The sequence below is a fragment of the Terrabacter sp. Soil810 genome, from assembly GCF_001429645.1.
GTDB lineage: Bacteria > Actinomycetota > Actinomycetes > Actinomycetales > Dermatophilaceae > Terrabacter.
This window is the reverse complement of sequence record NZ_LMSW01000011.1, coordinates 1,225,182-1,249,894: the sequence shown is the minus strand read 5'-3', so window position 1 is coordinate 1,249,894 and position 24,713 is coordinate 1,225,182. Positions and strand designations below refer to the sequence as shown.

Sequence of the window (24,713 nt, the reverse complement as noted above, 5' to 3'; positions counted from 1 at the left end):
GAGCCACGACGAGCGTGACGCGGCTCCGGCTCAAGGCCCGGCTCCAGCACCCCGCAGCCTGGTGGCTCTGGGGGCTGGGCCTGGCCACGGCTGCGTCACGCACGACCAACCCGGTGCTGCTGCTGCTCGTCATCGGGGTCTGCGTCCTCGTCGTCGCTGAGCGCCACGACCCCGCGACGGTCAACCCGCTGCCGGCCTTCCTCGTCATCGGCGCCGTCGTCGTCGCGTTCCGCATCGTCATGACGGCTCTGCTCGGAAACGGCATCGTCGGCGAGACCGTCGTCATGACCCTTCCGAGCGTGCCGCTGCCGGACTGGGCCGCCGGCGTGCGCATCGGCGGCACGGTCACGCTCGAGTCGCTGTTGTATGCCGCCTACGACGCCCTGCGCCTCGCCGCGGTCCTCGCGTGCCTCGGTGCCGCGAACGCGCTCGCGAGCCCGCGCCGACTGCTCCGCTACCTGCCCGCCACGCTCTACGACGTCGGCACCGCGGTCGTCGTGGGGCTGACGTTCGCGCCGCAGCTGCTCACCGATGCGCGCGAGGTGCGAGCCGCGCGCACGCTGCGCGGTCGCGACGGTCGAGGGCTACGGGAGATCGCCCGGCTCACGGTGCCCGTCCTCGAGACCGCGTTCGAGCGGTCGCTCGGACTCGCGGCGTCGATGGAGTCGCGCGGCTACGGCCGCGCGGTCCGCTCCACGACGACGAGCCGCAGGGCGGCCACGGGGCTCGCGCTCGCCGGCCTCGTCGGTGTCCTCGCCGGGCTCTACGGCCTGCTCGACGCCTCCGCCGGGGGCGTGCTCGGGCTACCGGTCCTCGTGCTCGGCGCACTCCTGGCCGGCTCGAGCCTCCTCGTCGGCGCGTCCCGCGACCCCCGGTCCGGTCACCGCCGCGACCGGTGGACGTGGACCGAGACCGTCACGGTCGTCGCGGGCGCCGTCCCGGCCGCCGTCCTCGTCATCGCCTCCGTGCAGGGCTGGGACGGCGTCGTGCCGAGCCAGCAGGCCGAGCTGCCCGCCGTGCCGCTCCTCGCCGTGCTCGCCGTGCTCGTGGCCGCCGTGCCGGCCTGGCTCACGCCCCGTCCCCGGGAGGTCGCACCGTGATCACCTTCGAGCACGTGTCGGTGCAGTACGCCGACGCCCCGGCTCACAGCCTCCACGACGTCACGCTCGAGATCCCAGAAGGTGAGCTCGTCCTCGTCGTCGGCCCCACGGGGAGCGGCAAGTCCACGTTGCTGCGCACCATCAACGGGCTCGTGCCGCACTTCAGCGGAGGCACCCTGACGGGTCGCGTCGCCGTCGACGGCCTCGACACCGCCGAGCACCGGCCGCGCGACCTCGCGACGGTCGTCGGCCTCGTCGAGCAGAACCCGTCGTCGACGTTCGTCACCGACGTCGTCGAGGACGAGGTCGCCTACGGCATGGAGACGATGGGACTGGACTCGACGACGATCCGCCGCCGCGTCGAGGAGACCCTCGACCTCTTCGGGCTCACGCCGCTGCGCGCCCGGGCGCTGCGCACCCTCTCCGGCGGTCAGCAGCAGCGCGTCGCGATCGCCGCGCTCTTCGCCGCCGGCCCCAGGGTCCTCGTGCTCGACGAGCCGACGTCGGCCCTGGATCCCGTTGCGGCAGAAGAGGTTCTGGCGTCGCTCCATCGCATCGTGCACGACCTCGGCGTCACGGTCGTGCTCGCCGAGCACCGGCTCGAGCGCGTCGTGCACCACGCCGACCGCGTCGTCCTCGTCGACGAGGGCCGCGTGTCCGAGCTGCTCGACCCTGCCGAGGCGATGCTCCGCTCCCAGATCTATCCGCCCGTCGTCGGTCTCTCCCGCCTCGTCGGGTGGTCGCCCACGCCGCTGTCGATCCGCGACGCCCGCCGCAAGGCCGCCGCCCTGCGCGAGGCCCTCGGCACCAGCGCGCCGCGACCGGTCACCGACCTCAGGGTGATCGGGCCCGCCGACGCCGTCGTCGCCACCGGTGTCCGCGTCGTGCGCGGTGGCCGGGTCGTCCTCGACGGCGTCGACCTCGCCGTGGCCCGGGGCTCCGTGACGACGCTCATGGGACGCAACGGGGCCGGCAAGTCCACGCTCCTCGGCGCCATCGCGGCCCAGCACCGGCTGGCCGGGGGACGGGTGCGCGTCGGGGCCGAGGGCATCGACCCGCACACCCGGTCCGCGCGGGAGCGAGTGCGCACCGTCGGGCTGGTGCCCCAGCAGCCCGAGCTGCTCCTCTACGCCGACTCCGTCGCCGCCGAGTGCGCGGCGGCCGACCACGACTTCGGGGCTGCACCCGGCACGGCCCGTGGCCTGCTCGACCGCATCTCCGGCGGCATCGAGCCCGCCGTGCACCCGCGCGACCTGTCCGAGGGCCAGCGCCTCGAGCTCGCCCTGGCCGTCATCCTCTCCGGGTCACCCGAGGTGCTCCTGCTCGACGAGCCCACGCGCGGTCTCGACTACGGCGCCAAGAAGCGGCTCGGCGAGATGCTGACGAGCCTCGCCGCCCAGGGCACGACGGTCCTGCTCGCCACCCACGACGTCGAGCTCGCGGCCGAGGTCGCCGACCGCGTCGTCATCCTCGCCGACGGTGAGGTCGTCACGGACGGCGCGGCCCGTGAGGTCCTCGCCTCGTCGCCGGCGTTCGCCCCGCAGGTGACGAAGGTGCTCCTCCCCCAGACCTGGCTCACGGTCGCCGAGGTCGCGGGCGCCCTCGCGAGGATCGCATGACCGGCCGCCGCGTCATCCCCCTGCGCTGGCCGGCGGTCGTGGCCGTCGCGGTGGTGGGTGTCGTCGGCCTGGTCGCCTTCACCTGGCCCTTCTTCGTCAGCGGGGACTTCGCGCGCGACCACGGCAACGACGCGCCCTGGCTCTTCGCGGTCCTCCTCGGGCTGCTCGCGGTCGTGTGCCTCGCCGAGGTGACGGCCGGGCGCCTCGACGCCAAGACGATCGCAGTCCTGGGTGTCGCCGCCGCGGCCGGCGGTGGTCTGCGGCTGCTCAGCGCCGGCACCGCCGGGCTCGAGCCGATGTTCTTCGTCGTCATCGTCGCCGGTCGCGTGCTCGGCCCCGGCGTCGGCTTCGTGTCCGGCTCCCTCGCCGTCACGACCGGCGCCCTGCTGACCGGCGGGGTCGGCCCGTGGCTGCCCTTCCAGATGATCTGCGCCGGAGGCATCGGCCTCGGGGCCGGTCTGCTGCCCGCACGTGCGGGAGGGCGCGCCGAGCGGTGGGTGCTCGCGGCATACGGCCTCGTGACGGGGCTCGCCTTCGGCCTCTTCATGAACCTCTGGTTCTGGCCCTTCCTCGGGACCACCGCGCCCGGTGGGATGGGCTTCGTCCCCGGCGCACCCCTCTCGGAGAACCTCGCCCACTACGCCCTCTTCTACCTCGCGACGTCCCTCGCCTGGGACCTGCCGCGCGGGGTGCTCAACGCACTCCTCGTCGTGCTGGCCGGTCCGGCGCTGCTGCGGGTCTTCCGGCGCGGCGCGCGGCGGGCCGCCTTCGGGGTGCCGGTCGTCTTCGAGCCGACGGCCGCGACCGGCTCGGACCACGGGGCGCCGCTCCAGGACGCCGGGGGTGCCCGGTGAGCCGCCCGGGCGCGGCCTCGACCACCACCCTCGTCACCGGTCCGGTGCGCAGCGGCAAGAGCCGCCACGCCGAGGACCTGCTGGAGGGGCACGAGGACGTCACCTACGTCGCGACCGGGCGACCGGCCGACCTCTCCGACCCCGAGTGGAGCCGACGCGTCGCGCACCACCGAGCCCGCCGACCCGGGACGTGGCGGACCCTCGAGACGACGGACGTGGCCGGTGCCATCCGCGCCGCCACGGGCCCGGTGCTCGTCGACTGCCTCGGCACGTGGCTCACGGCGCTCGTCGACGACGCCGGGTGGGACGACCTCGTCGCAGCGGCCGACGCGGTGCGCCGTGAGGCTGATCGCCTGGTGGAGTCGCTTTGCGCCGCAAGGGTGCCCGTCGTCGTCGTCACCAACGAGGTCGGCTGGTCCCTGGTGGCGACGACGGCTTCCGGACGCCTGTTCCAGGACGAGCTGGGTCGGCTCAACGCGCTCGTCGCCGGGGTGGCGGCCCAGGTGCACCTCGTCGTCGCGGGACGCGTCGTCGACCTCAGCGGGGCGCCCGTCGTGCCCCGCGAGCCGAGGCCGAGGACGCTCGATGCGTGACGCCTGGCGGCTCACGTTCGGCACCTTCACCGCGATCCCCGTCGGGCCACCGGCTCACGTCGACCGCACCGTCCTCGGCCAGGCCATGCTCCTCGCGCCGGTGACGACGGCACCTGCCCTCGTCGGGTGGGTCGCCCTCGGCACCGCGTCGACCATGGGTTGGGCACCTGCGGCCGTGGTGGCCGTGCTCGGGCTCATCGTCACGGCGCTGCTCTCGCGGGCCCTCCACCTCGACGGGCTCGCCGACCTCGCCGACGGGCTCACCTCCGGCCACGACCCGGCGCGGTCGCTGGAGGTCATGCGACGGGGCGACACCGGTCCAGCGGGAGCGGCGGCGGTCGTCCTCGTGCTCCTGCTCGACGCCGCCTGCCTCTCGGTCCTCCTCCACGGTGAATGGGGCACGGCCCTGGCCGTCGTGGCCCTCGTGGCCAGCCGGCTCGCGTGCGCGGTGTGCGCGCGGGACGGCATACCTCCCGCGCGTTCCGAGGGACTCGGTCAGGGAGTCGCCGGCATCGTCCGCCGGGGGCGCCTGGTCGGCCTCGTCGCCGTGGTCAGCGTGATCGCCGCGATCGGGGTCGCCGGCCTCGCGGCTGCCGTGGCCGGGGTCTCGTGGTGGGCTGCCGGGTTCGGAGCCGTTGCGGTCGTCCTGGTCAGCGTGGTCACAGCCGTCGTGACGCGACGCCACGCGGTGCGTCGTCTGGGCGGCGTCACCGGCGACGTCATCGGTGCCGCGATCGAGATCTCCCTCGCCGCCGGACTCGTCACCGCCTCGCTCGTCGTCACCGCCTTCCCCCACCCCTGACCGTCGAGAGGCCACCTCTGGCCCCCTCATAACGTCGAATGGCCCCGTCGGGCCCCCCTCGACACGTCGAAAGGCCACGTCTGGCCGCATCCGACACGTCGAAAGGCCACGTCTGGCCGCATCCTCACGTCGAAAGGCCACTACTGGCCGCATCCCTCACGTCGAAAGGCCACTACTGGCCGCATCCCTCACGTCGAAAGGCCACTACTGACCGAGCGAGAGCTGGCCTCTCGACGACGACAGGGCGGCCCCTCGCGGCCTCTCGACGGTTGCCGGGCGGCCACTTGTGGCCTCTCGACGGTTGGGGTCGGGGTGGGTCAGCGGCGGAGGCGGGCTGCGACGGGACCCGGCAGGCGGCTGCGCCACTCGGCCTTCGGCGCGGTGCGCCGGGCCTCGGCGATGCGCTCGCGCCGGGCGCGGTCGACGGCGGGCGACTCGAGGGCGGGCCACTGCTCCGACCGCTGCGTGGCGCGTGCCAGCACGAGGTCGGCCAGCTCGGGGTTGAGGGCGAGCAGCGGGCCGTGCAGCCGCGTGCCGATGACCGAGCCGGCGAGCACGCCCTCCGACGTCTCGCCGACGGCCTCGTCGGTGCGGTTGCCCGCGCCGACCTCGAGGGTGAAGAGCGCGCGGGCGTCGTCCTCGCGGACCGTCCGCAGGTCGTTGGCCTCCCACCCGATGAGGGCGGGCAGGTCGAGGGAGGCGTCCGGCCGGGTGACGACCGTGCCGGTGACCTCGGGGGCCGAGTGGACGGTCAGGGGTGCGAGACCGAGTCCCTGGTGACGGGCACCGGACGGGTCGACCCACGATCGCGCGATCGCGTCGAGACCGGCGTCGACCGCGAGGACCACGGCGCCGTCTGCGACCCGCGCCGCGAGGTCCGTGGAGGTCAGCGCCTCGACGAGTGCGGCCACGCCGCCGCGTCCCGTGCCGCCGACGAGGTAGACGTCGGCGCCGACGAAGGAGTCGGCCCGGTCGACGGTGACGGTCTCGACGGTGAGGTCACGCGCGGCGCCACGACGCACGAGAGCACTCGCGTTGGCCTCGTCGGCCGCGGCGACGGTGGCGAGCGGGAAGAGCGTGGCGACGGTGAGTGTCCGGCTCAATGGGTGCCTCCTCGGAACTGCTTCGAGATGCGTCGGAAGGCCGGGTAGTTGCAGGCCACGATCACCTCACCCGGAGCGTGGGCCCGGACGGCGGACTCGATGTCGGGTGCCTCGACGACGTCGACGCCTGCCGCGTCGAGGATCGCCACGGCGTCCGCCGTGCGTCCGCCGGTGACGGCCACCCGCTGACCGGCGAGACGCTGGAACGGCGCCTCCCACATCGTGGCGGTGTCCTTGGGCCCGAACGGGTCGACGGCCACGACGAGCGGACGCTCGGTGGAGACGGCGACGTCGATGGCCTCGGCCCAGCCGGCCGGGTTCTTGAGCATGAGCAGGCGAGCGGCGTGGTCGCCCAACCGGTAGGGCGCATAGCGGCCGTCGACGTCGGCGACGGCGCTCACCCGCTCGGCGGCCTCGGCGACGTCGACACCGAGGGCGTCCGCGGCGGCGAGCGCGAAGGCACCCCCCACGGGCCCCGTGCGTCCCGGAACGGTCACCTCGATGCGGGTGCGCCGACCGTCGTGCTCGACGGCCCAGCCGTCCCCGTCCGGCACGACCTTCCAGTCGGGCGCGGGACGCGACCGCCCGCAGCCGGGGCAGCTCCACGAGTCGTCGGTGAAGTCCTGGACCGAACCGCACGCCGGGCAGATGAGGGCATCGCCGCGCCAGTAGAGGCCACCGCTGACGCCGACGCGACGCGGAGCGGTCTCGAAGGCCCAGCTGACGAGCGGGTCGTCGACGTTGACGATGGCCACGCAGTCGTCCGGGAGCGCGGCGGCCGTGCGGCGCCAGTGCTCGAGCGTGCTCTTGAGGGACACGCCGCGGGTGTACTCGCGCGAGCTGTTGAGCACGACGACCGCCTGGGGCCGGGTGCCTCGCGCGACCTGCTCGAGGTAGACCTCGTCGACCTCGAGGGCCGCGAGCTCGGAGGTGCGGTCGGCCGACAGGGCGGTGACGATGCCGTCGGTCATGTTGGCGCCGGTCGTGTTGCTCACGACCGTGCCGCCGGGCGTGATGGCGGCCGCCACGAGCGCCGTCACCGTGCTCTTGCCGTTGGTCCCGGTGACGAGGACGCTGCGCCGGTCGCCGGCCACGGCGCGGAGCACCTGGGGGTCGACGCGGAGGGCGAGGCGGCCTCCGATCATGGAGCCCGAGCCCTTGCCGAGGGCCTGCGAGAGCCGTCCGGCCGACCGTCCCGTGGCGAGCGCCAGGCGGGCGCGGAGCGGATCGCGTGCGTCAGACAAAAGCGGTTACCCTTCTCGACATCGTGGGTCGCGCCGCTCGGCAGCGAGGGGCGACCGCTCGGTGACATGCCAGATCGACAAGCCAGATCGTAGCCGCAGCACCGGTCCTCCCGGTCCGCGGGTGGACGAGGAGGAGACCGCGTGCGAGCCACCGATGTCGGGATCGAGATCGGGACGGGCCGCTCGGGTCCACTGAACGCCATCACCGACGTTGGGGGCGTCCGCGTCGGCTACAGCACGATCGTGCACGGCGAGGGCGAGATGACCGTCGGGCAGGGCCCGGTGCGCACCGGTGTCACGGTCGTGCTCCCCCACGGCGGCCGCGCCTCCACCGAGCCCGTCTTCGCGGGCTACCACCGCCTCAACGGTTTCGGTGAGCTGACCGGTCTCGAGTGGCTGCACGAGTCGGGCATGCTCTCGAGCCCGATCGCCCTGACGAACACCGACAGCGTCGGCGTCGTGCGCGACTCGCTCATCGCACGCGAGACGCGCCTGCCGGGGCGGATGCCGATCATGCTGCCCGTCGTCGGCGAGACGTGGGACGGCATCCTCAACGACATCAGCGGGCAGCACGTGACCCGCGAGCACGTACACGCCGCCTTCGACGACGCCCGCAGCGGCGTCATCGCCGAGGGCAACGTCGGCGGCGGCACCGGCACCCAGTGCTACGGCTTCAAGGGCGGCACCGGCACCGCCTCCCGGGTCGTCGACCTCGGCGACCGGCACTTCACCGTGGGCGTCCTCGTGCAGGCCAACCACGGCGACCGCAAGCACTTCGAGGTCAACGGCGTGCCGGTCGGCCACGTGCTGACCAAGAAGGTCGTGCCCTTCCCCCGCATGTCGGAGATCACCCGGGTCCCGCCGCCAGGCACGGGCTCGGTGCTGGCCGTCGTCGCGACCGACGCGCCCCTGCTGCCCCACCAGCTCAACCGTCTCGCCCAGCGCGCCGGACTCGGCATCGCCAAGTTCGGCGCCCGTGGCGACAACTACTCCGGCGACCTCATGATCGCCTTCTCGACGGCTGCTCACGGGATGCCCGACCAGGGCCCCGGAGCGCGCACCGAGATCGGGATGCAGGTCGAGATGCTCGCGCTCGAGTACTTCGACGCGATGTTCGGTGCCGTCATCGAGGCCACGGCGGAGGCGATCCTCAACGCGATGCTCCAGGCCGACACGATGGAGGGGCGCGACGGACTGACGATCCATGCGCTCGACGGTGAGCGTCTCGCCGGCATCCTCGACCGCCACGGCCGGCGCCACTTCTCCCTGCGCGACTAGCGGATCCGGACGCCCCGCGCTCGGAACGCGGATCCGGCACGACGCGGCAGCGGGTGTCGACACCCTTGATTACTTGTCAATATCGTGAAATATTGCGGCCATGCACGATGGTCTTGAGGCTGAGCGATTCGCGGCCCTCGGCGACCCCGTACGGCTCGCGACGGTCAAGGCTCTGGCCGGGGGCCCGCTGAGCGCCGGAGAGCTCGCCCGGCTCGCCTCGGTCTCGCCGTCGGTCATGAGCAGACACCTGCGCACCCTCCACGAGGTCGGCCTCGTCACCGACACCCGCGACCCGCGAGATGCCCGCCGTCGTGTCTTCGCGCTCGACCACGTCGGCCTCGTGGCGGCCCGCGCCTGGATGGACCAGGTTCAGGCCCAGTGGGACGAGCAGCTCGCTGCCTTCCGCGCGCACGTCGAGGCGGGTTCATGATCTCGCATGGCGGCGCCGGGACACCGCCCGGCCGCCCCGAGGCCCGCGCCGAGGTCGAGGTGGCGGTGTCGCCCGACCGCGCCTTCGAGGCGTTCACGGCCGAGATCAGCGAGTGGTGGGTGCCCGGACCGATCAACTTCTTCGACGCCCGCCGCTCTCCCACGATGCGTGTCGAGTGCCGACCCGGTGGTCGCGTGCTCGAGGTCTATCCCGACGGAGAGCTCGTCATCGCCGAGATCACCGTGTGGGAGCCGGGGGTCCGGCTCTCCTACCGCGGCATCGTCGACGACAGCCAGACAGACGTGAGCTTCGACCGGTCCCCCGCAGGCACCACCGTGCGGCTGCACCAGTACCTGCGCGATGACGGCGATCGAGCCTTCCTCTTCTGGCCCAACGTCATCGGCTGGCTCGTTTCCTGGTGCGACGACGACCGACAACCCGACGCAGCACCACCATCGCACCCGACCGCACAGCTGGACCGAAACCACGGAGGTAGCGCCATGACCGACCCTGTCGAGATCCTGCGAACCGCCCGGACCGTCGTGCTCCACGACTGGCCGTCCGAGGACGTCCCGAACGCCCTCGTCGGCGCCGGGCTCGACATCACCTTCCAGGGTGGGCCGCAGCCGGACGACCTCTATGTCACCCGACTCGTCGACGGTCGTCAGGAGACCGAGCGCGTGTCCGGCCTACCCGACCACGCGGACATCGTCTACAGCCACCGCCCCATCGACGACATGCCGCGCCTGCTCGAGGAGGCCCGGCGTCTCGGGGCGTCCACGCTCTGGCACCAGTCCGGCCTCGACGAACGGGGTGAGAAGGACCCTGCCGGCGTCCACCTGACCGAGGCCGAGGCCGACCAGAGGGCAGCGCTCGCCCATGAGGTCGGGGTCGACTTCGTCAGCGCCCCGTACATCGTCGAGGCCGCCGCGGCCGTCCGCGGCCGCTGAGCCCGTCCGAGACGTATGCCGGGTGGCCGCTTGAGTGCGCCACACGGCATACGTCAGCGCAGAAGGAGGCTCAGGCCTCGCGCACCTGGACCTGGACGAACGGCGGCTTGACGACGGTCGCCTCGAGCGCGCGGCCACGCACGTCGATCGACACCGTCTCGCCGTCGGCGATCTCGGGGTTGAGGAGGGCGAGGGCGATGCCCTGCTTGAGGGTGGGCGAGAAGGTGCCCGAGGTGACCTCGCCGGCGGCCGCGCCGTTCCACGACACGGTGCAGTGGGCCCGGGGGATACCGCGGCCGGTGACGAGGAGGCCCCGCATGAGGCGCGTCGGGTGGGCGCGCTCGGCCTCGAGGGCCTGCTTGCCCCAGAAGGCGTCCTTCTTCCAGCCGACGGCCCAGCCGGCGCGGGCCTGGACGGGTGAGATCTGCAGCGACAGGTCCTGTCCGTGCAGCGGGTAGCCCATCTCCGTGCGGAGGGTGTCGCGCGCACCGAGGCCGCACGGCTTGCCCTCGAACGGCGCGACCGCCTCGACGAGCGCGTCCCACAGGGCGGGCGCGTCGTCCCACTGCGGCACGAGCTCGTAGCCGCGCTCGCCGGTGTAGCCGGTGCGACACACGATGACGGGGTGGTCCTGCCAGTCCGCCTCGACGAAGGACATGTAGTCGTGGCCGGTCGGCAGCCCGAGTGACTCGAGCACCTCGTCGCTCTTCGTGCCCTGGACGGCGATGACGCCGTAGTCCCGGTGCAGGTTGGTCACCGTGATGCCCTCGGGCGCAGCGGCCTGGAGGCGACGGACGACCTCGGCGGTGTTGGCCGCGTTGGGGATGAGGAAGACGTCGTCGTCGGCCTTGAGGTAGACGATGAGGTCGTCGACGACGCCGCCGGCGTCGTCGCAGCAGAGGGTGTACTGCGCCGACCCGGGCTGGATGCGGCGCACGTCGTTGGTCAGGCACGTGTTGACGAAGTCGGCCGCCCCGGGACCGGTCACCGAGGCCTTCCCGAGGTGGCTCACGTCGAAGACGCCGACGCGCTCGCGCACGGCGGTGTGCTCGGCGACGACGCCGCCGCCGGGGTACTCGATCGGCATGTCCCAGCCACCGAAGTCGGCCATCTTGGCGCCGAGGGCGACGTGGCGGTCGTGGAGGGGTGAGGTCAGCGGGGAGGTCGTCCCCGACGTCGCTGTCGTCATGGGCGCCAACCTACCGCTCACCGGGTCCGCCCCCCGCGCTCGTTATCATCGAACGCCGCCACCAGCGGCGGTGTCGTGAGGCCGACCGGCGCACGAACCCGTGCCCGGCCGGCGCACCATCGACACACCCCTCAGGACGTGCTGTCACCCGTGCGCCCGACAGCACCTCGACAAAGGAGTCCTTCGTGGCCAACCTGACCATCTCGAACCGCTCGGCCGCCGACACGGCCGGCGACGCGCTCGTCGTCGCGCTCGTCCCCGGCGACGGCGGTGCCACCCTGGCCCCCGGCCACGGCCTCCCCCGCAAGACCGTCGCGCACCTCAAGTCCGTCGTCACCGACCTCGAGCTCGCCGGCAAGGTCGATGAGGTCACCACCCTCACGGCCGTGCCCGAGGTCGCCGCGAAGCTCGTCGTCCTCGCCGGTGTCGGCCCGCTGTCCTCCGACCCCTCGGCCCTCGAGGACGTCCGCAAGGGCGTCGGCGGCGCGATCCGCTCGCTGAGCCGGAAGAAGAAGGTCGCGGTCGTCGTGCCCGGCACGTCGGTCGAGCTCGTCTCCGCCGTCGCCGAGGGCGTGGCGCTCGGGGCGTACGCCGTGTCCAAGGCGGGCACGAGGAGCACCGACGCCGTCGCGGCCGTGGCGCTCGTCGGCCCGGCCGACGCCGCGTCCCGCCGGGCCGTCAAGCGGGCCGCCGCTCTCGGCGAGGCCGTCGCGTACACCCGCGACCTCGTCAACCTCCCCCCGAACCTGCTCTACCCGGAGACGTTCGTCGACTCCCTCACCGACCGCATCAAGGGCACGAAGGTCAAGCTCAAGTCCTACGACATGAAGGCGCTGCGCGCCGGCGGCTTCGGTGGCACGGTCGGCGTCGGCCAGGGCTCGGCCAACGAGCCGCGGATCGCCGTCCTCAGCTACACGCCGTCGCGGCCCAAGGCGTCCATCGCCTTCGTCGGCAAGGGCATCACCTTCGACTCCGGCGGCCTGTGCATCAAGCCGGCCAACGGGATGCTGACGATGAAGTGCGACATGGCCGGCGCTGCTGCGGTCGCGGGCGCCGTCCTCGCGATCGCCGAGCTCGGTCTGCCCATCGCCGTCACCGGCTACCTCGGTCTCGCCGAGAACATGCCGAGCTCCACGGCGCAGCGTCCGAGCGACGTCGTGACGATGCGTGGCGGGACGACCGTCGAGGTGCTCAACACCGACGCCGAGGGTCGCATGGTCCTCGGTGACTGCATCGCCCTCGCCTCGGAGAGCAAGCCCGACGCCATCGTCGACATCGCCACCCTCACCGGCGCGCAGGTCGTCGCGCTCGCCAACACGGCGGCCGTCATGGGCAACGACGACGACTTCCGCACGCGCGTCCTCGAGGCGGCCTCCGCGGTGGGCGAGGCCATGTGGCCGATGCCCCTGCCGACGGAGCTGCGTCCGGGCCTCGACTCGATCAACGCCGACCTCGCGCACAAGGGCGGCGCCGAGGGCGGCATGCTGACGGCCGGCATCTTCCTCGGCGAGTTCGTCGGCGAGGGCATCCCGTGGAGCCACCTCGACATCGCGGGACCGGCCTACAACGACAAGGCCCCGACGGGCTACTGGCCCAAGGGCGGCACCGGCTTCGGCGTGCGCACCCTCGTCGGCCTCGCCGAGTCGTACGTCTGACCCGAACGCACGAGAGGCCACGTCCTGGGGGACGTGGCCTCTCGGCGTGTGCGGCTGTGGTCAGCCGCCGGACTTGCGACGGAACATCTGCTGGGCCTTGGCGGGGCCGTGTGCGCCGTGCACCTTGGTGCGGTCGTGGTCGTCGGAGACGTCCTTGCCACCGTGGGCGTGCTTCTTGTCGAGCGCGGCCCGGAACTTGGCCTTCATCTCCTCGCTCGGACCGCTGGATTCGCCATCCTGCTTCGACATTCGAGAACCTCCTGTGTGCTGTGGCGCCGAATCCGGCACGGACTGAACACTTTTCACCCTGTCAGCGAACCGGGACCCGGTCCACCCCTTTTGCCCGGCAACCGACCACGAGGTCGTATGCCGTGTGGCCGGGTCAGGCGTCTCCCTGACGTCGGCGCTTGCTCCACTCGCGCATCCGGTTGGGATAGCCCGTCTTGTTGACGTCGTAGACCGGCACGCCGAGCTTCTGGCTGATCTCGAGACCCTCCTTCGGCGAGCCCACGGCGCGTCGCGTCCACTCGCCGTCCCAGGCGATGAGCACGATCGTCGTGGGGCTGACGCTCGTGGCGGGCTCGACGTACGCCTCGACGCCGAGCCGCGAGTCGACGAACGAGCGGAGGTGCTGCTCGACCGCCTTGCGGTCGATCTCCATCTGCGGCCCGTCGGAGCGGGTGGGACGCTCGTCACCCTTGCGGCTGCCGCGTCGTGAGAACCAGCCCATGGCGGCACTGTACGTGGTCCGGCCGTGCCCGCCGCCACAGCGCGCCGGGCGGCGTGACCTGCCTGTGACGTCTCATCCGATCAATGACAAGATGCTGTTGCACGCCCACCCGTACGCTCACCCATGCGTACGCCCGAACCTCCGCGGACTCCTGCTGCACGACGGCGGGAGCAGGCGATTCACCCGAAGGAGCACATGCGCATGCCGGCTGGTGCCGCAGGCGACTACGACGTCGTCATTCTCGGTGGAGGGTCCGGCGGCTACGCCTGCGCCCTGCGGTCGGCAGAGCTGGGGCTCTCCGTGGCGCTCGTGGAGAAGGGGCGTCTGGGGGGCACCTGCCTGCACCAGGGCTGCATCCCGACCAAGGCGCTGCTCCACGCCGCCGAGGTCGCCGACGTCGCCCGCGAGGGCGCGTCGTTCGGCGTCAAGACCACCTTCGAGTCGGTCGACATGTCGGGCGTCAACGCGTACAAGGACGGCGTCATCAGCCGTCTCTACAAGGGCCTGCAGGGCCTGGTGAAGGCAGCGAAGATCGACTACGTCGAGGGCGCGGGTGTCCTCGACGGCCCGCACACCGTCGTCGTCGGCGACCGACGCGTCACGGGCCGCAACGTCGTGCTCGCGACCGGCAGCTACGCGAAGTCGCTCCCCGGTCTCGAGATCGGGGGCCGCATCATGACGAGCGAGCAGGCGCTCTCCATCGACGACGTGCCCGCCCGGGTCGTCGTCCTCGGTGGCGGCGTCATCGGCGTCGAGTTCGCCTCGGTCTTCAGGAGCTTCGGCTCCGAGGTGACGATCGTCGAGGCCCTGCCCCGGCTCGTCGCCGCCGAGGACGAGGCCATCAGCAAGCAGCTCGAGCGCTCCTTCCGCAAGCGCAAGATCGCCTTCAAGACCGGAGTCGCCTTCGCCGGCGCGACCCAGAAGGGCGACGTCGTCACCGTCTCGCTCGAGTCGGGCGAGACCATCGAGGCCGACCTCCTGCTCGTCGCCGTCGGGCGGGGCCCGGTCACCGACGGGCTCGGCTACGAAGCCGCAGGCGTCACGGTCGACCGCGGCTTCGTGCCCACCGACGAGCGCCTGCGCACCAGCGCCCCCGGCGTCTACGCCGTCGGCGACATCGTGCCGGGCCTGCAGCTGGCGCACCGCGGCTTCGCCCAGGGGATCTTCGTCGCCGAGGAGATCGCGGGTCTCGCTCCGGCCGTCATCGACGAGACGGGCATCCCCCGGGTGACCTACTGCGACCCCGAGATCGCGAGCGTCGGGCTCACCGAGACCCAGGCGCGTGAGAAGCACGGCGAGGTCGCGACGTACGAGTACAACCTCGGCGGCAACGGCAAGTCCCAGATCCTCGGCACCCAGGGCTTCGTCAAGCTCGTGCGTCAGGTCGACGGACCCGTCGTCGGCGTCCACATGATCGGGGCCCGGATGGGCGAGCAGATCGGCGAGGCACAGCTCATCGTCAACTGGGAGGCGCACCCGGAGGACGTCGCCGGTCTCATCCACGCGCACCCCACACAGAACGAGGCACTCGGCGAGGCACACTTGGCCTTGGCGGGTAAGCCCCTGCACGCACACGCTTGAGCCAGAAACTGGGAAGAGGAGAAAACACGTCATGTCAGAACGCGTGACCATGCCGGCCCTGGGTGAGTCCGTCACCGAGGGGACCGTCACCCGCTGGCTGAAGAACGTCGGTGACCGCATCGAGGTTGACGAGCCACTGCTCGAGGTCTCGACGGACAAGGTCGACACCGAGATCCCCTCCCCCGTGGCGGGCACCCTCCAGGAGATCCTCGCCCAGGAGGACGACACCGTCCCCGTCGGCGCCGACCTCGCCGTCATCGGTGACGGCGACGCCCCTGCGTCGGGTGGCGACGCCCCGGCCGCCGAGCCGGAGGCCGCGCCCGAGGAGGCACCCGAGCCCGAGGCCGCCCCTGCACCGGAGGCGCCCAGCACTGAGCAGGAGCCGCAGGCCGCCACGAGCGAGCCGGAGGCCGCGCAGGCGGAGCAGCCGCAGGCCGCCGCCTCGGCGTCGGGTGGCGGCGAGGGCCAGACGGTGACGATGCCTGCTCTCGGCGAGTCCGTCACCGAGGGCACCGTCACCCGCTGGCTGAAGTCCGAGGGCGACGAGGTCGCCGTCGACGAGCCCCTCCTCGAGGTCTCGACCGACAAGGTCGACACCGAGATCCCGTCGCCCGTCGCCGGCACGCTGACCAAGATCCTCGTCCAGGAGGACGACACCGTCCCCGTGGGTGCCGACCTCGCCGTCATCGGCGGCGGTGCACCCGCGGCCGCCGCAGCACCGGAGCCCGAGAAGGCCCCGGAGCCGGCCCCGGCGCCTGAGCCCGAGCCCGAGAAGGCACCCGAGCCCGCTGCCGAGGCACCCAAGGCTCCCGCTCAGGAGCAGCAGGAGGAGGCGGCCCCTGCGGCCGCCGGCACGCCGGCCGACGCCGAGCGTCCCCCGGCCCAGCAGTCGCCCGAGGCCGCCGCCCCGGCCCCGACGCCGTCGCGCGACGACGCCGCCGCCTACGTGACGCCGCTCGTGCGCAAGCTCGCGAACCAGCACGGTGTCGACCTCGGCTCGATCACCGGCACCGGCGTCGGCGGTCGCATCCGCAAGCAGGACGTGCTCGACGCCGCCGAGGCCGCCAAGGCACCGGCCGAGCCCGCACCGGCCGCCCAGCCGGCCGCTCCGGCGGCCCCGCCCGCCGCTTCCGCCGCTCCGGCCGCCACATCCACGGCCCCGGCAACGGTCTCGCCCAAGCGCGGCACCCGCGAGAAGATGACCCGCCTGCGCAAGGTCATCGCCACCCGCATGGTCGAGTCGCTGCAGGTGTCGGCACAGCTGACCACCGTCGTCGAGGTCGACCTGACGAAGGTGGCTCGCCTGCGGGCCCGGGTCAAGAGCGACTTCGAGGCCCGCGAGGGCACGAAGCTGAGCTTCCTGCCGTTCCTCGCTCTCGCCGCGACGGAGGCGCTCAAGGCGCACCCGATGGTCAACGCGAGCATCGAGGGCGACGAGGTCGTCTACCACGGCAGCGAGAACCTCTCGATCGCCGTCGACACCGAGAAGGGGCTCATCGTCCCGGTCGTCAAGAACGCCGGTGACCTCAACATCGCCGGCCTCGCCCGCGCGATCGCCGACGTCGCCGCACGCACGCGCAACAACAAGATCACGCCCGACGACCTCGCCGGTGGCACCTTCACCATCACCAACACCGGCAGCCGTGGTGCGCTCTTCGACACGCCGATCATCAACCAGCCGCAGGTGGCCATCCTCGGCACCGGCGCGATCGTCAAGCGCCCCGTGGTCGTCACCGACGTCGACGGCGGCGAGACCATCGCGATCCGGTCGATGATGTACCTCGCGCTGTCCTACGACCACCGCATCGTCGACGGTGCCGACGCCGCGCGGTTCCTCGGCACGATGAAGGCCAGGCTCGAAGAGGGCCAGTTCGAGGCCTGAGGTTCCCCTGCATGAGGAGCACCCCATGACGAAGCGCGTCGCCGTCACCGGCTCGTCCGGTCTGATCGGCGGCGCGCTTCGTCGTGCCCTCGCCGAACGCGGTGACGAGGTCATCCGTCTCGTGCGCCACTCCCCCGCTGCCCCGGACGAGGTCCAGTGGGACCCCGCCCGCGGACGGCTCGACCAGGGCACGCTCGACGGGGTCGACGCCGTCGTCAACCTGGCGGGCGTCGGCATCGGTGACCGCCGGTGGAACGCCGAGCACAAGCGGGAGGTCGAGCGGTCTCGCACCGACGCCACCGGGACGGTCGCCCAGGCCCTGGTCGCCCACCGCGACCGCACCGGCGAGGCCATCCGGCTCGTCAACGCGTCGGCCGTCGGCTACTACGGCGACCGGGGCGAGGAGCACCTCCCCGAGACGAGCGACCCGGGGCAGGACTTCCTCTCCGGTGTCGTCGTCCGCTGGGAGGGCGCGGCCCGGCCCGCCGTCGACGCGGGCCTCCCTGTCGCGTTCGTCCGGACGGGACTCGTCATGGCGCACGAGGGCGGCGCCTTCGAGCAAGTCGTGCTGCTCGGCCGTCTCGGCCTCGGCGGTCCGATGGCCTCGGGCCGCGAGTGGTGGCCGTGGATCACGCTCGTCGACGAGGTGCGTGCGATCCTGCACCTCCTCGACCACCCGGAACTCGTGGGGCCCTTCAACCTGGCAGCCCCGGGGGCCGCGCGGCAGCGCGAGATCGCGTCGGCCATCGGGTCGGCGCTCTCGCGGCCGGCGTTCGTCCCCGCCCCCCACTTCGCCATCCGTGCCGTCATCGGCGAGTTCGCCGACTACGTCGTCGCGAGCCAGCGCGTCGAGCCTGCGGCCCTGCTCGCCTCCGGGTTCACCTTCGAGCACCCCGACCTCGACGGCGCCGTCAGGTGGCTGGTGAGGCGCTGAGCGCGCTGATGCGCCAGCCCTGCGGCCCGCGCACGAGCCGGAAGTCGAGCTGACGGCCGACGTCAGCGAGGCGCCCCTGCCTCGCGCCGTCCGCCGTGACGACGGTGTATGCCGTCCAGTCGACCCGGGCGCGCACCACCGCCTCCGTCGGTGACCCCGACACGAAGAGCGCCTCGGCCACCTGGAGCCGCAGCCCCTCCCAGCGCGTGCGGGCGCCGGCGAGCCCGGCGAGCAGCTCCCGGTCGCCGGCGAGGCTCGGCGAACCGGGTGCGTGGACTCCCGCCAGGGCTGTGACGTCGCCGTCGACGAGCGCGACGGAGCGCCGGTCGCTGAGGACCTGCAGCACGTCCTCGGGTCGTAGCGAGGGGCTCGTGGCCTCGCGCAGGACCGAGTCGGACGTGGTCGCGCCCGATGCGGGACGTGCCGGCGAGAGGGGCGGCGTCGAGGCCGTCACCACCGTGGACGCGCTCGGCCCGGGGACCGTGCGCGGCGGTGTCCCGTGCGGCGCCGGCACTGCCGTGGCACCGGGCGCCCCGGGTGTGGTGGACGCGGGCCGTGCCCGCGTCGTCGCGGCGTGTGCCGAGGGCGCCGACGGGTCCGGTGCCCGCGCAGCCCACGCCCACCCCGCTGCCACGAGCAGCGGCACGGCGACGAGCGCCGACACGACGAGCGCCGACACGACGACGCGACGTGACGACGGTCGCGGGCGGGGCGCCGCGGGAGGGGGCTCGCGACCGGCCTCGGCCCGGAGGCGGTGGGTCAGTGCCGACGCCTGGTCCGGACTGACGACCACCTCGACGGCCTCCGGCGGGGCCGCGTCGTAGAAGAGGCCGGCGAGATCGGCGGCGCTCGGCCGACGGTCCGGCTCGGGGTCGATCGCCGCTGCCACGACCGAGGCGAGCTCGGGGCCGACGTGGCTCACGACGGTCGCCTCGTCGAGACGCAGCATCGTGTCGGGAGCACCGTTGCCGGTGAGGCAGAACCACGCCACGGCCCCGAGCGCGTAGACGTCGGAGGCCTCGTCGGGCCGCGCCCCGAGGAGCACCTCGGGAGCGACGAAGCCAGCGGTGCCGTGCACGACCCCGGGCTCACCTCCGGCCACGCGCACCGCACCGAGGTCGAGCAGGACCGGTCGCCCGTCGGAGGTCACCGTGACGTTGGACGGCGAGATGTCGGCGTGGAGGCCTCCGGCCGCGTGCAGGTGCGCCACGGCCTCGCAGACGGGCGTGAGGACCGTGACGACCTCGCCCGGCCGCAGGTGACCGCGGGAGCGCACCATCCCGGCCAGCTGGGCCCCGGTGACGAGGTCGAACACGAGGGCCTCGCGGCCGTCGGCGAGGGGCACGACCGACCGGAGCGGCACCAGGTGGTCGTGCTGCACGGCCAGCAGGACCTGCTGCTCGGCGAGGGACTGCTGGCGGTCGAGCTCGTCACGGACGAGGTGCGGCACCTTGATCGCCACCCGTCGCCCCGTCGCGTCGACCCCCGACCACACGACCGCTGACCCTCCGGTGCCGATGACGGCGTCGACGCGGTGTCCCGGGACGTCGGGACGCTCCGGTGGCGCCTGCCCCGGCTGCTCTCGCTCCTGGTCGTCCATCCGCTCATGCAAGCACCGCCCCGACGGTGCGCGGGCGCGTCATCCACAGGGCCCGGACGACGACGGGACCAGACGACGGGCCGCGCCACACGGCATACGCGACGTCGACGGTGCCGACGGTTCCGGTCAGGGGGTCTGGCCGGGAGTCACGACGTCGACGACCCGACGGTCACGGGCGCTGATGCGCGCGGCGTCGACGACGGCGAGCACGTGGACGGCGTCGCGCGGGTCGACCGGCATCGTCGCCTGCGGGTCGGACGACACCAGCGCGACCGCGACCGCGCGGTAGAAGTCCGCCTGGTCGGCGTCCGTCACGACGGGCCCCGGCTCGCGCTCGTCGCCGCGCACGACCCAGCCGACGGCGTCGCCCTGGTTCTCGAACTCGGTGAACGAGCTGACGTCGTCGAACTGTCTTCCGATGACGAAGGATCCGGCCGAGCCGTTGACGCGGGCGCGCGGCCCGGGGGCGCCGTTGACCGAGCTGGACATGACGTGGCTGACGACGCCGGAGGTGTGCCGGCAGGCGAGGAAGGTGTCGTCCTCGGCGACCGTCGTGCGGGAGTCGACCTCGGCGTAGACCGACTCGACCTCCCCGTGCAGCAGCACGGCCTGGTCGACGAGGTGTGTCTGCAGGTCGAGCAGCAGGCCGCCACCCTCCTCGGCGGTGACCTGCTCGCGCCAGCGCTGCTTGGGCACCGGGCGCCAACGGTCCCAACGGTATTCGGCTCGCCAGATCTCACCGACGAGCTCGTCGTCGCGCACGATCCGCAGAGCCGCCAGCTCGGGGTCGAAGCGGCGGTTGTTGAAGACCGTGAGGGGCACTCCGTGGTGGGCGGCCAGGTCGACGACGTCGAGCGCGCGGCTCGCGTCGACGGCGAGCGGCTTGTCGACGACGAGCGGGATGCCCGCCTCGACGACCCGCTCGGCCTGCTCCGCGTGCACCCCGCTCGGCGAGGCGAGGACGACGAGGTCGAGGCCGTCGACGCCGAGGAGGGTCTCGAGGTCGGGGACGACCTCGGTGCCCGGCAGGTCGGCACGCACCTCGTCGGCGCGTGTCGCGTTCGACGTCGAGACGGCCGCCACCGAGAGGCCGGCCCGGACGATGAGCGGGGCGTGGATGCCTCGCCCCGCGGAGCCGTAGCCGACGAGTCCGACGCGCAGCGGGGTGGACGGGGACGGGTCGGTGCCAGGCATTCCGGCATCGTATGCCGCCCGGCGTAGGGTGACCGCATGCGCTTCGTCCACCTCGGCCTCGACCCCGACTTCGTCGACTACGAGCAGGCCTGGCAGGTCCAGCGCGACATGCACGCGAAGGTCGTGGCGGGCGAGGAGCCCGACACCGTCTACCTCCTCGAGCACCGCGCGGTGTACACGGCCGGCAAGCGCACCGAGCCGCAGGAGCGACCCAGCGACGGCACACCCGTCATCGACGTCGACCGCGGCGGCAAGATCACCTGGCACGGCCCGGGACAGATCACCGGCTACCCCATCGTGCGGCTGCCGGCGCCCATCGACGTCGTCGGCTACGTCCGGCACATCGAGGAGATGATGATCCGGGTCTGCGCCGACTTCGGCGTCGAGGCCGGGCGCGTCGAGGGCGAGAGCGGCACGTGGATCGCCGCCGACGACCGCGGGCCGCGTCGCAAGATCGGTGCCATCGGCATCCGCGTCAGCCGGCAGGTCGCGATGCACGGCTTCGCGCTCAACTGCAACCCCGACCTGTCGTGGGGCGAGGTCATCATCCCGTGCGGCATCGTCGGTGCCGGTGTGACGTCCCTGTCGTTCGAGCTCGGGCGCGACGTGCCCGTCACCGAGGTCCTCCCGCACGTCGAGAAGCACCTGGCCGACATCCTCCCGACGCTCCAGCCCAACCGCCGCGCCCTCGCCTGAACGACGCCGCCCCGAGGCCGTATGCCGTGTCGTGACCGGAGGGTTCACGCCCGGTCGGGTGGTGGCACCCCCTAGGGTGTCGACCACCAACCGGTCGAACCAGGGGGATCGATGGACGTCGCCGTCCGCACCGTCAACCTACGCAAGACGTACCTGAGCCGCGGGTCACGACGTGTGGCCGTCACCGGCCTGTCCATGTCCGTGCCCCTCGGTGGCGTCCACGGCTTCCTCGGCCCCAACGGCTCGGGCAAGACGACGACGATCCGGATGCTGCTCGGCCTCGTGCGTGCCGACTCGGGCACCGCCGAGGTCTTCGGCGAGGCGGTTCCCAAGCGGCTGCCCCACGTCATCGACCGGGTGGGTGCCATCGTCGAGTCGCCGAAGTTCTTCCCCGCCTTCACCGCGCGCCAGAACCTCGTGCTCCTCGCCGGCGCGATCGGCAGCCCGCGACACCGCGTCGACGAGGTCCTCGAGGCGACGCACCTCGGCGATCGCGGTCGCGACCGGTATGCCGGGTTCTCCCTCGGGATGAAGCAGCGCCTCGCCATCGCGGCGACGTTGCTCAAGGACCCTGACCTGCTCATCTTCGACGAGCCCACCAACGGGCTCGACCCGGCGGGGATCCGCGAGGTGCGCGACACCATGTCGTCACTCGGCGCCCAGGGCAAGACGGTGCTCGTCAGCTCACACATCCTTGCCGAGGTCGAGCAGGTCGCCGACACGGTGTCGATCATCGGGCACGGGTCGCTGCTCGCCGAGGGGCGCGTCAGCGACATCCTCGGAGGCGCCGGTGTCGCCGGCACCGCCCAGGTACGCGTCGCCGTCGCCTCCCCCGACCGGGCCGCCGAGGTGCTGGCTGCCGACGGCTTCACGCTGACCCGTGACGACGCGTACCTCGTCGTCGGCACCGACGACCCCTCGGCCGTCACCCGGTCCCTCGCCGGGCACGGTCTCTACGTCTCCGAGCTCGTGCCGGTTCGGCCGGACCTCGAGTCGGCCTTCCTCGCACTCACCGCCGACGAGGGGCTCGGGAGCGATGCCGACCGGGCCGCCGGTGGACGCCGGAGCGGTGGTGTGGCATGAGCGAGACGCTCGTCTCCCCCGACTCCCGCCCCCGCACCGAGCGGCAGCCCAAGGGCACCTCGTTCGCCGGCCTCGTCGGCGTCGAGCTGCGCCGGCTCTGGTGGCGCCGGCTGACGAAGGTGGTCGTCGCCGCCGTCGTCGTCTTCATTGGCGCGACCGTCTACAACGCCTACAACGAGACCTCGCCCGAGCGCCTCGCCCAGCAGCTCGACAGCTACCGGATCATGCAGCAGGAAGCACCCCGCATCGTCGAGGACTGTCGCAGGCAGCAGGCCATCGAGCGTGACCGCAGCGGCGACCAGACGCTCGACCTCGGCTGCGACCAGCAGGCCCAGACCCCGACGCTCGAGGAGATGGGGATCGGCCTGCCCGTCGCGGACATCGTCACCGAGGGCATCGCCCGGACCATCGCCCTGCTGCTCGCGTTCGTCGCCCTGCTGCTCGGTGCGAGCTTCGTCGGGGCCGAGTTCTCCACCGGCTCGATGGGCCTCTGGCTGACCTTCCAGCCACGACGGCTGCGCGTCGCCGCCAGCAAGCTCATAGCGGCCGCCGTGGGTGGCGCCGTCGTCGCGGTGCTCGGGCTCGTCCTGACCAACCTCGGCGCCCGCATGGTCGCCGTCGTCAACCGCCCCGGCTCCGACCTCCAGCTGCCGCAGGCGCCGCCGCTCGAGGAGCCGTTGGCCCTGCTCGGGCTGCGCATCGTCGCGCTGGCCCTGGGCGCCGGAGTCGTCGGGGCAGCGCTCGGCCTGCTCCTGCGCCACACGGCGGCGATCATCGGGACCGTGCTCGGCTTCGCCGTGGTGGTCGAGGGCATCGTCATCCAGGCGTTCCTCCAGGGCCGGCTCCAGCAGTGGTCGGTCCTCAAGAACATCGAGGCGTTCGTCGACCGGGGCACCACGTACGCCGCCGAGTCCTGCGGCCCCTCGTCGTGCGAGTACGCCGAGCGGACCCTCAGCTACACGCACGGCTGGGTCTTCCTGCTGTGCATGGCTCTCGCGGTCGTGCTGGCGGGCCTCGTGTCGTTCCGGCGGCGCGACGTCACCTGACGCCCGAGGTCAGACCCCCGCCCGACTCGACCACCCGGCATACGCCCACGTCGAGGGTGGTCCGGGACGGTCCGCGGGGAGGCGTAACCTGTGCGGAGCAGCAAATCCCGACCAAGGAGCCCGTGTGTCTGTCGTTCCCGACGGCCGTCGTCTGCTGCGCGTCGAGGCGCGCAACGCCGAGACCCCCATCGAGCGCAAGCCGTCCTGGATCAGGACCACCGCCAAGATGGGGCCCGAGTACACCGCCCTGCACTCAATGGTGAAGTCCGAGGGACTCCACACGGTGTGCCAGGAAGCCGCCTGCCCCAACATCTTCGAGTGCTGGGAGGACAAGGAGGCCACCTTCCTCATCGGGGGTGACGTGTGCACCCGGCGCTGCGACTTCTGCGACATCGCGACCGGCCGCCCGACCACCCTCGACCTCGACGAGCCGCGACGCGTGGCCGAGTCGGTCGCCCGGATGGGACTGCGCTACTCCACCGTGACCGGCGTCGCCCGCGACGACCAGCCCGACGGCGCCGCCGGTCTCTACGCCGAGACGATCCGCCAGATCCACCTGCTCAACCCCAACACCGGCGTCGAGATCCTCCCGCCCGACTTCGGCGCCAAGCCCGAGCTCGTCGGCCAGGTCTTCGACGCCCGCCCCGAGGTGTTCGCCCACAACCTCGAGACGGTGCCGCGCATCTTCAGGCGCATCCGTCCCGCCTTCACCTACGAGAAGTCGCTGGCCGTGCTGAGCATGGCGCGCGAGGCGGAGCTCGTCACGAAGTCCAACCTCATCCTCGGCATGGGCGAGACCGACACCGAGATCGAGGAGGCCATCCGCGACCTCCACGACGCCGGCTGCGACATCCTGACCATCACGCAGTACCTCCGGCCCTCCAAGCTGCACCACCCGATCGACCGGTGGGTCAAGCCCGAGGAGTTCGTCCACTGGTCCGAGGTGGCCGAGGAGATGGGTTTCAAGGGCGTCATGGCCGGTCCGCTCGTGCGTTCGTCGTACCGCGCCGGTCGTCTCTGGGCCACCGCGATGCGCAAGTGGGGCCGCGAGATCCCCGCGCACCTCTCCCACCTGGCCGAGGCCGCAGGGTCCCCCGCGCGCCAGGAGGCGGCGTCGTTGGTGGCCCGCGCCAAGAGCGCCGTATCCTGA

At 72.7% G+C, this 24,713-nt stretch carries 23 protein-coding genes; 16 read left to right on the top strand and 7 right to left on the bottom strand.

What is annotated here, in order from left to right:
* Positions 1-14: 14 nt before the first annotated feature.
* From ASG96_RS11675 to ASG96_RS11655, 5 genes are read left to right on the top strand one after another with little or no spacing between them, the layout of a single operon-like run.
* Complete coding sequence (locus ASG96_RS11675; protein WP_057588012.1) at positions 15-1,100, top strand: energy-coupling factor transporter transmembrane component T; 1,086 nt, start codon at positions 15-17, stop codon at positions 1,098-1,100.
* Positions 1,097-2,719, top strand: coding sequence for an ABC transporter ATP-binding protein (locus ASG96_RS11670; protein ID WP_057588011.1), 1,623 nt, complete (start codon positions 1,097-1,099; stop codon positions 2,717-2,719). The genes ASG96_RS11675 and ASG96_RS11670 overlap by 4 nt, the downstream gene beginning before the upstream one ends.
* Positions 2,716-3,573 (top strand): ECF transporter S component, encoded by an 858-nt coding sequence (locus ASG96_RS11665; protein WP_057588010.1) that lies wholly within the window; start codon positions 2,716-2,718, stop codon positions 3,571-3,573. Before ASG96_RS11670 ends, ASG96_RS11665 begins: the two co-directional genes overlap by 4 nt.
* Positions 3,570-4,166, top strand: coding sequence for a bifunctional adenosylcobinamide kinase/adenosylcobinamide-phosphate guanylyltransferase (locus tag ASG96_RS11660; protein WP_057588009.1), 597 nt, complete (start codon positions 3,570-3,572; stop codon positions 4,164-4,166). Before ASG96_RS11665 ends, ASG96_RS11660 begins: the two co-directional genes overlap by 4 nt.
* Positions 4,159-4,968, top strand: a complete 810-nt coding sequence (locus tag ASG96_RS11655) for an adenosylcobinamide-GDP ribazoletransferase (RefSeq protein WP_057588008.1) — start codon at positions 4,159-4,161, stop codon at positions 4,966-4,968. The genes ASG96_RS11660 and ASG96_RS11655 overlap by 8 nt, the downstream gene beginning before the upstream one ends.
* A gap of 317 nt (positions 4,969-5,285) precedes the next feature.
* Here ASG96_RS11655 and ASG96_RS11650 read toward each other — a convergent pair whose 3' ends face one another.
* Positions 5,286-6,071: a hypothetical protein gene (locus tag ASG96_RS11650; RefSeq protein ID WP_057588007.1), complete on the bottom strand. Its 786-nt coding sequence runs from the start codon at positions 6,069-6,071 to the stop codon at positions 5,286-5,288.
* The gene (locus ASG96_RS11645) at positions 6,068-7,315 is read right to left on the bottom strand and encodes a Mur ligase family protein (protein WP_056758179.1); all 1,248 of its coding nucleotides are present in this window, start codon (positions 7,313-7,315) and stop codon (positions 6,068-6,070) included. Before ASG96_RS11645 ends, ASG96_RS11650 begins: the two co-directional genes overlap by 4 nt.
* Positions 7,316-7,456: 141 nt before the next feature.
* Between ASG96_RS11645 and ASG96_RS11640 the strand changes: the two genes are divergently transcribed.
* From ASG96_RS11640 to ASG96_RS11630, 3 genes are all read left to right on the top strand, one after another.
* Positions 7,457-8,593, top strand: coding sequence for a P1 family peptidase (locus ASG96_RS11640; protein WP_057588006.1), 1,137 nt, complete (start codon positions 7,457-7,459; stop codon positions 8,591-8,593).
* 100 nt (positions 8,594-8,693) lie between these two features.
* The gene (locus ASG96_RS11635; RefSeq protein ID WP_056758185.1) at positions 8,694-9,023 is read left to right on the top strand and encodes a helix-turn-helix transcriptional regulator; all 330 of its coding nucleotides are present in this window, start codon (positions 8,694-8,696) and stop codon (positions 9,021-9,023) included.
* Entirely contained in the window at positions 9,020-9,973 is a 954-nt protein-coding gene (locus ASG96_RS11630) for a hypothetical protein (RefSeq protein WP_056758188.1), read from the top strand. The genes ASG96_RS11635 and ASG96_RS11630 overlap by 4 nt, the downstream gene beginning before the upstream one ends.
* A gap of 70 nt (positions 9,974-10,043) precedes the next feature.
* Here the strand turns inward: ASG96_RS11630 and gcvT are convergent, their stop codons facing one another.
* On the bottom strand, positions 10,044-11,162 hold the full coding sequence (gcvT, locus tag ASG96_RS11625; protein WP_057588005.1) for a glycine cleavage system aminomethyltransferase GcvT: 1,119 nt from the start codon (positions 11,160-11,162) through the stop codon (positions 10,044-10,046).
* Between the two features lie 185 nt (positions 11,163-11,347).
* Here gcvT and ASG96_RS11620 point away from each other — a divergent pair, with 185 nt between their 5' ends.
* Positions 11,348-12,817: a leucyl aminopeptidase gene (locus ASG96_RS11620; RefSeq protein WP_057588004.1), complete on the top strand. Its 1,470-nt coding sequence runs from the start codon at positions 11,348-11,350 to the stop codon at positions 12,815-12,817.
* A gap of 60 nt (positions 12,818-12,877) precedes the next feature.
* On the opposite strand, the gene ASG96_RS11615 is transcribed toward ASG96_RS11620, so the two are convergent.
* Together ASG96_RS11615 and ASG96_RS11610 are read right to left on the bottom strand one after the other, a co-directional pair.
* On the bottom strand, positions 12,878-13,066 hold the full coding sequence (locus tag ASG96_RS11615) for a DUF5302 domain-containing protein (RefSeq protein ID WP_020145427.1): 189 nt from the start codon (positions 13,064-13,066) through the stop codon (positions 12,878-12,880).
* A 133-nt stretch (positions 13,067-13,199) separates the two neighbouring features.
* The gene (locus ASG96_RS11610) at positions 13,200-13,547 is read right to left on the bottom strand and encodes a hypothetical protein (RefSeq protein WP_057588003.1); all 348 of its coding nucleotides are present in this window, start codon (positions 13,545-13,547) and stop codon (positions 13,200-13,202) included.
* Between the two features lie 201 nt (positions 13,548-13,748).
* Between ASG96_RS11610 and lpdA the strand changes: the two genes are divergently transcribed.
* Genes lpdA through ASG96_RS11595 form a run of 3 tightly spaced genes read left to right on the top strand, consistent with a single transcriptional unit; the run spans position 13,749 to position 17,944 of the window.
* Positions 13,749-15,128 carry a dihydrolipoyl dehydrogenase gene (lpdA, locus tag ASG96_RS11605; protein WP_057588413.1) on the top strand — a complete coding sequence of 460 codons (1,380 nt, stop codon included), beginning with the start codon at positions 13,749-13,751 and terminating at the stop codon, positions 15,126-15,128.
* A 31-nt stretch (positions 15,129-15,159) separates the two neighbouring features.
* Positions 15,160-17,010, top strand: coding sequence for a 2-oxoglutarate dehydrogenase, E2 component, dihydrolipoamide succinyltransferase (gene sucB / locus ASG96_RS11600; RefSeq protein ID WP_057588002.1), 1,851 nt, complete (start codon positions 15,160-15,162; stop codon positions 17,008-17,010).
* 25 nt (positions 17,011-17,035) lie between these two features.
* Entirely contained in the window at positions 17,036-17,944 is a 909-nt protein-coding gene (locus ASG96_RS11595; protein WP_057588001.1) for a TIGR01777 family oxidoreductase, read from the top strand.
* Here the strand turns inward: ASG96_RS11595 and ASG96_RS11590 are convergent.
* Together ASG96_RS11590 and ASG96_RS11585 are read right to left on the bottom strand one after the other, a co-directional pair.
* Positions 17,922-19,544 (bottom strand): serine/threonine-protein kinase, encoded by a 1,623-nt coding sequence (locus ASG96_RS11590; RefSeq protein WP_057588000.1) that lies wholly within the window; start codon positions 19,542-19,544, stop codon positions 17,922-17,924. The two genes, ASG96_RS11595 and ASG96_RS11590, sit on opposite strands and share 23 nt — an antisense overlap.
* A gap of 126 nt (positions 19,545-19,670) precedes the next feature.
* Positions 19,671-20,738, bottom strand: coding sequence for a Gfo/Idh/MocA family oxidoreductase (locus ASG96_RS11585; protein WP_056758208.1), 1,068 nt, complete (start codon positions 20,736-20,738; stop codon positions 19,671-19,673).
* A 36-nt stretch (positions 20,739-20,774) separates the two neighbouring features.
* Here ASG96_RS11585 and lipB point away from each other — a divergent pair, with 36 nt between their 5' ends.
* The 4 genes from lipB to lipA all read left to right on the top strand — a co-directional run bounded on the left by lipB (position 20,775) and on the right by lipA (position 24,713).
* Positions 20,775-21,434, top strand: a complete 660-nt coding sequence (gene lipB / locus ASG96_RS11580) for a lipoyl(octanoyl) transferase LipB (RefSeq protein ID WP_056758210.1) — start codon at positions 20,775-20,777, stop codon at positions 21,432-21,434.
* Positions 21,435-21,545: 111 nt separating this feature from the next.
* Positions 21,546-22,517: an ABC transporter ATP-binding protein gene (locus ASG96_RS11575; RefSeq protein WP_057587999.1), complete on the top strand. Its 972-nt coding sequence runs from the start codon at positions 21,546-21,548 to the stop codon at positions 22,515-22,517.
* Positions 22,514-23,563: an ABC transporter permease subunit gene (locus ASG96_RS11570; RefSeq protein WP_057587998.1), complete on the top strand. Its 1,050-nt coding sequence runs from the start codon at positions 22,514-22,516 to the stop codon at positions 23,561-23,563. The genes ASG96_RS11575 and ASG96_RS11570 overlap by 4 nt, the downstream gene beginning before the upstream one ends.
* Positions 23,564-23,687: 124 nt before the next feature.
* On the top strand, positions 23,688-24,713 hold the full coding sequence (gene lipA / locus ASG96_RS11565; protein ID WP_057587997.1) for a lipoyl synthase: 1,026 nt from the start codon (positions 23,688-23,690) through the stop codon (positions 24,711-24,713).

What these genes read in the sequence shown, in the direction of transcription:
- ASG96_RS11665 (WP_057588010.1), top strand. Translation starts at nt 2,716, where the DNA reads ATGACCGGCCGCCGCGTCATCCCCCTGCGCTGGCCGGCGGTCGTGGCC.
- ASG96_RS11595 (WP_057588001.1), top strand. Translation starts at nt 17,036, where the DNA reads ATGACGAAGCGCGTCGCCGTCACCGGCTCGTCCGGTCTGATCGGCGGC.
- gcvT (WP_057588005.1), bottom strand. Translation starts at nt 11,162, where the DNA reads ATGACGACAGCGACGTCGGGGACGACCTCCCCGCTGACCTCACCCCTC.
- lpdA (WP_057588413.1), top strand. Translation starts at nt 13,749, where the DNA reads ATGCCGGCTGGTGCCGCAGGCGACTACGACGTCGTCATTCTCGGTGGA.
- ASG96_RS11635 (WP_056758185.1), top strand. Translation starts at nt 8,694, where the DNA reads ATGCACGATGGTCTTGAGGCTGAGCGATTCGCGGCCCTCGGCGACCCC.
- ASG96_RS11655 (WP_057588008.1), top strand. Translation starts at nt 4,159, where the DNA reads ATGCGTGACGCCTGGCGGCTCACGTTCGGCACCTTCACCGCGATCCCC.
- ASG96_RS11615 (WP_020145427.1), bottom strand. Translation starts at nt 13,066, where the DNA reads ATGTCGAAGCAGGATGGCGAATCCAGCGGTCCGAGCGAGGAGATGAAG.
- ASG96_RS11590 (WP_057588000.1), bottom strand. Translation starts at nt 19,544, where the DNA reads ATGGACGACCAGGAGCGAGAGCAGCCGGGGCAGGCGCCACCGGAGCGT.
- lipB (WP_056758210.1), top strand. Translation starts at nt 20,775, where the DNA reads ATGCGCTTCGTCCACCTCGGCCTCGACCCCGACTTCGTCGACTACGAG.
- sucB (WP_057588002.1), top strand. Translation starts at nt 15,160, where the DNA reads ATGTCAGAACGCGTGACCATGCCGGCCCTGGGTGAGTCCGTCACCGAG.
- ASG96_RS11575 (WP_057587999.1), top strand. Translation starts at nt 21,546, where the DNA reads ATGGACGTCGCCGTCCGCACCGTCAACCTACGCAAGACGTACCTGAGC.
- ASG96_RS11585 (WP_056758208.1), bottom strand. Translation starts at nt 20,738, where the DNA reads ATGCCTGGCACCGACCCGTCCCCGTCCACCCCGCTGCGCGTCGGACTC.
- ASG96_RS11610 (WP_057588003.1), bottom strand. Translation starts at nt 13,547, where the DNA reads ATGGGCTGGTTCTCACGACGCGGCAGCCGCAAGGGTGACGAGCGTCCC.
- ASG96_RS11570 (WP_057587998.1), top strand. Translation starts at nt 22,514, where the DNA reads ATGAGCGAGACGCTCGTCTCCCCCGACTCCCGCCCCCGCACCGAGCGG.
- ASG96_RS11630 (WP_056758188.1), top strand. Translation starts at nt 9,020, where the DNA reads ATGATCTCGCATGGCGGCGCCGGGACACCGCCCGGCCGCCCCGAGGCC.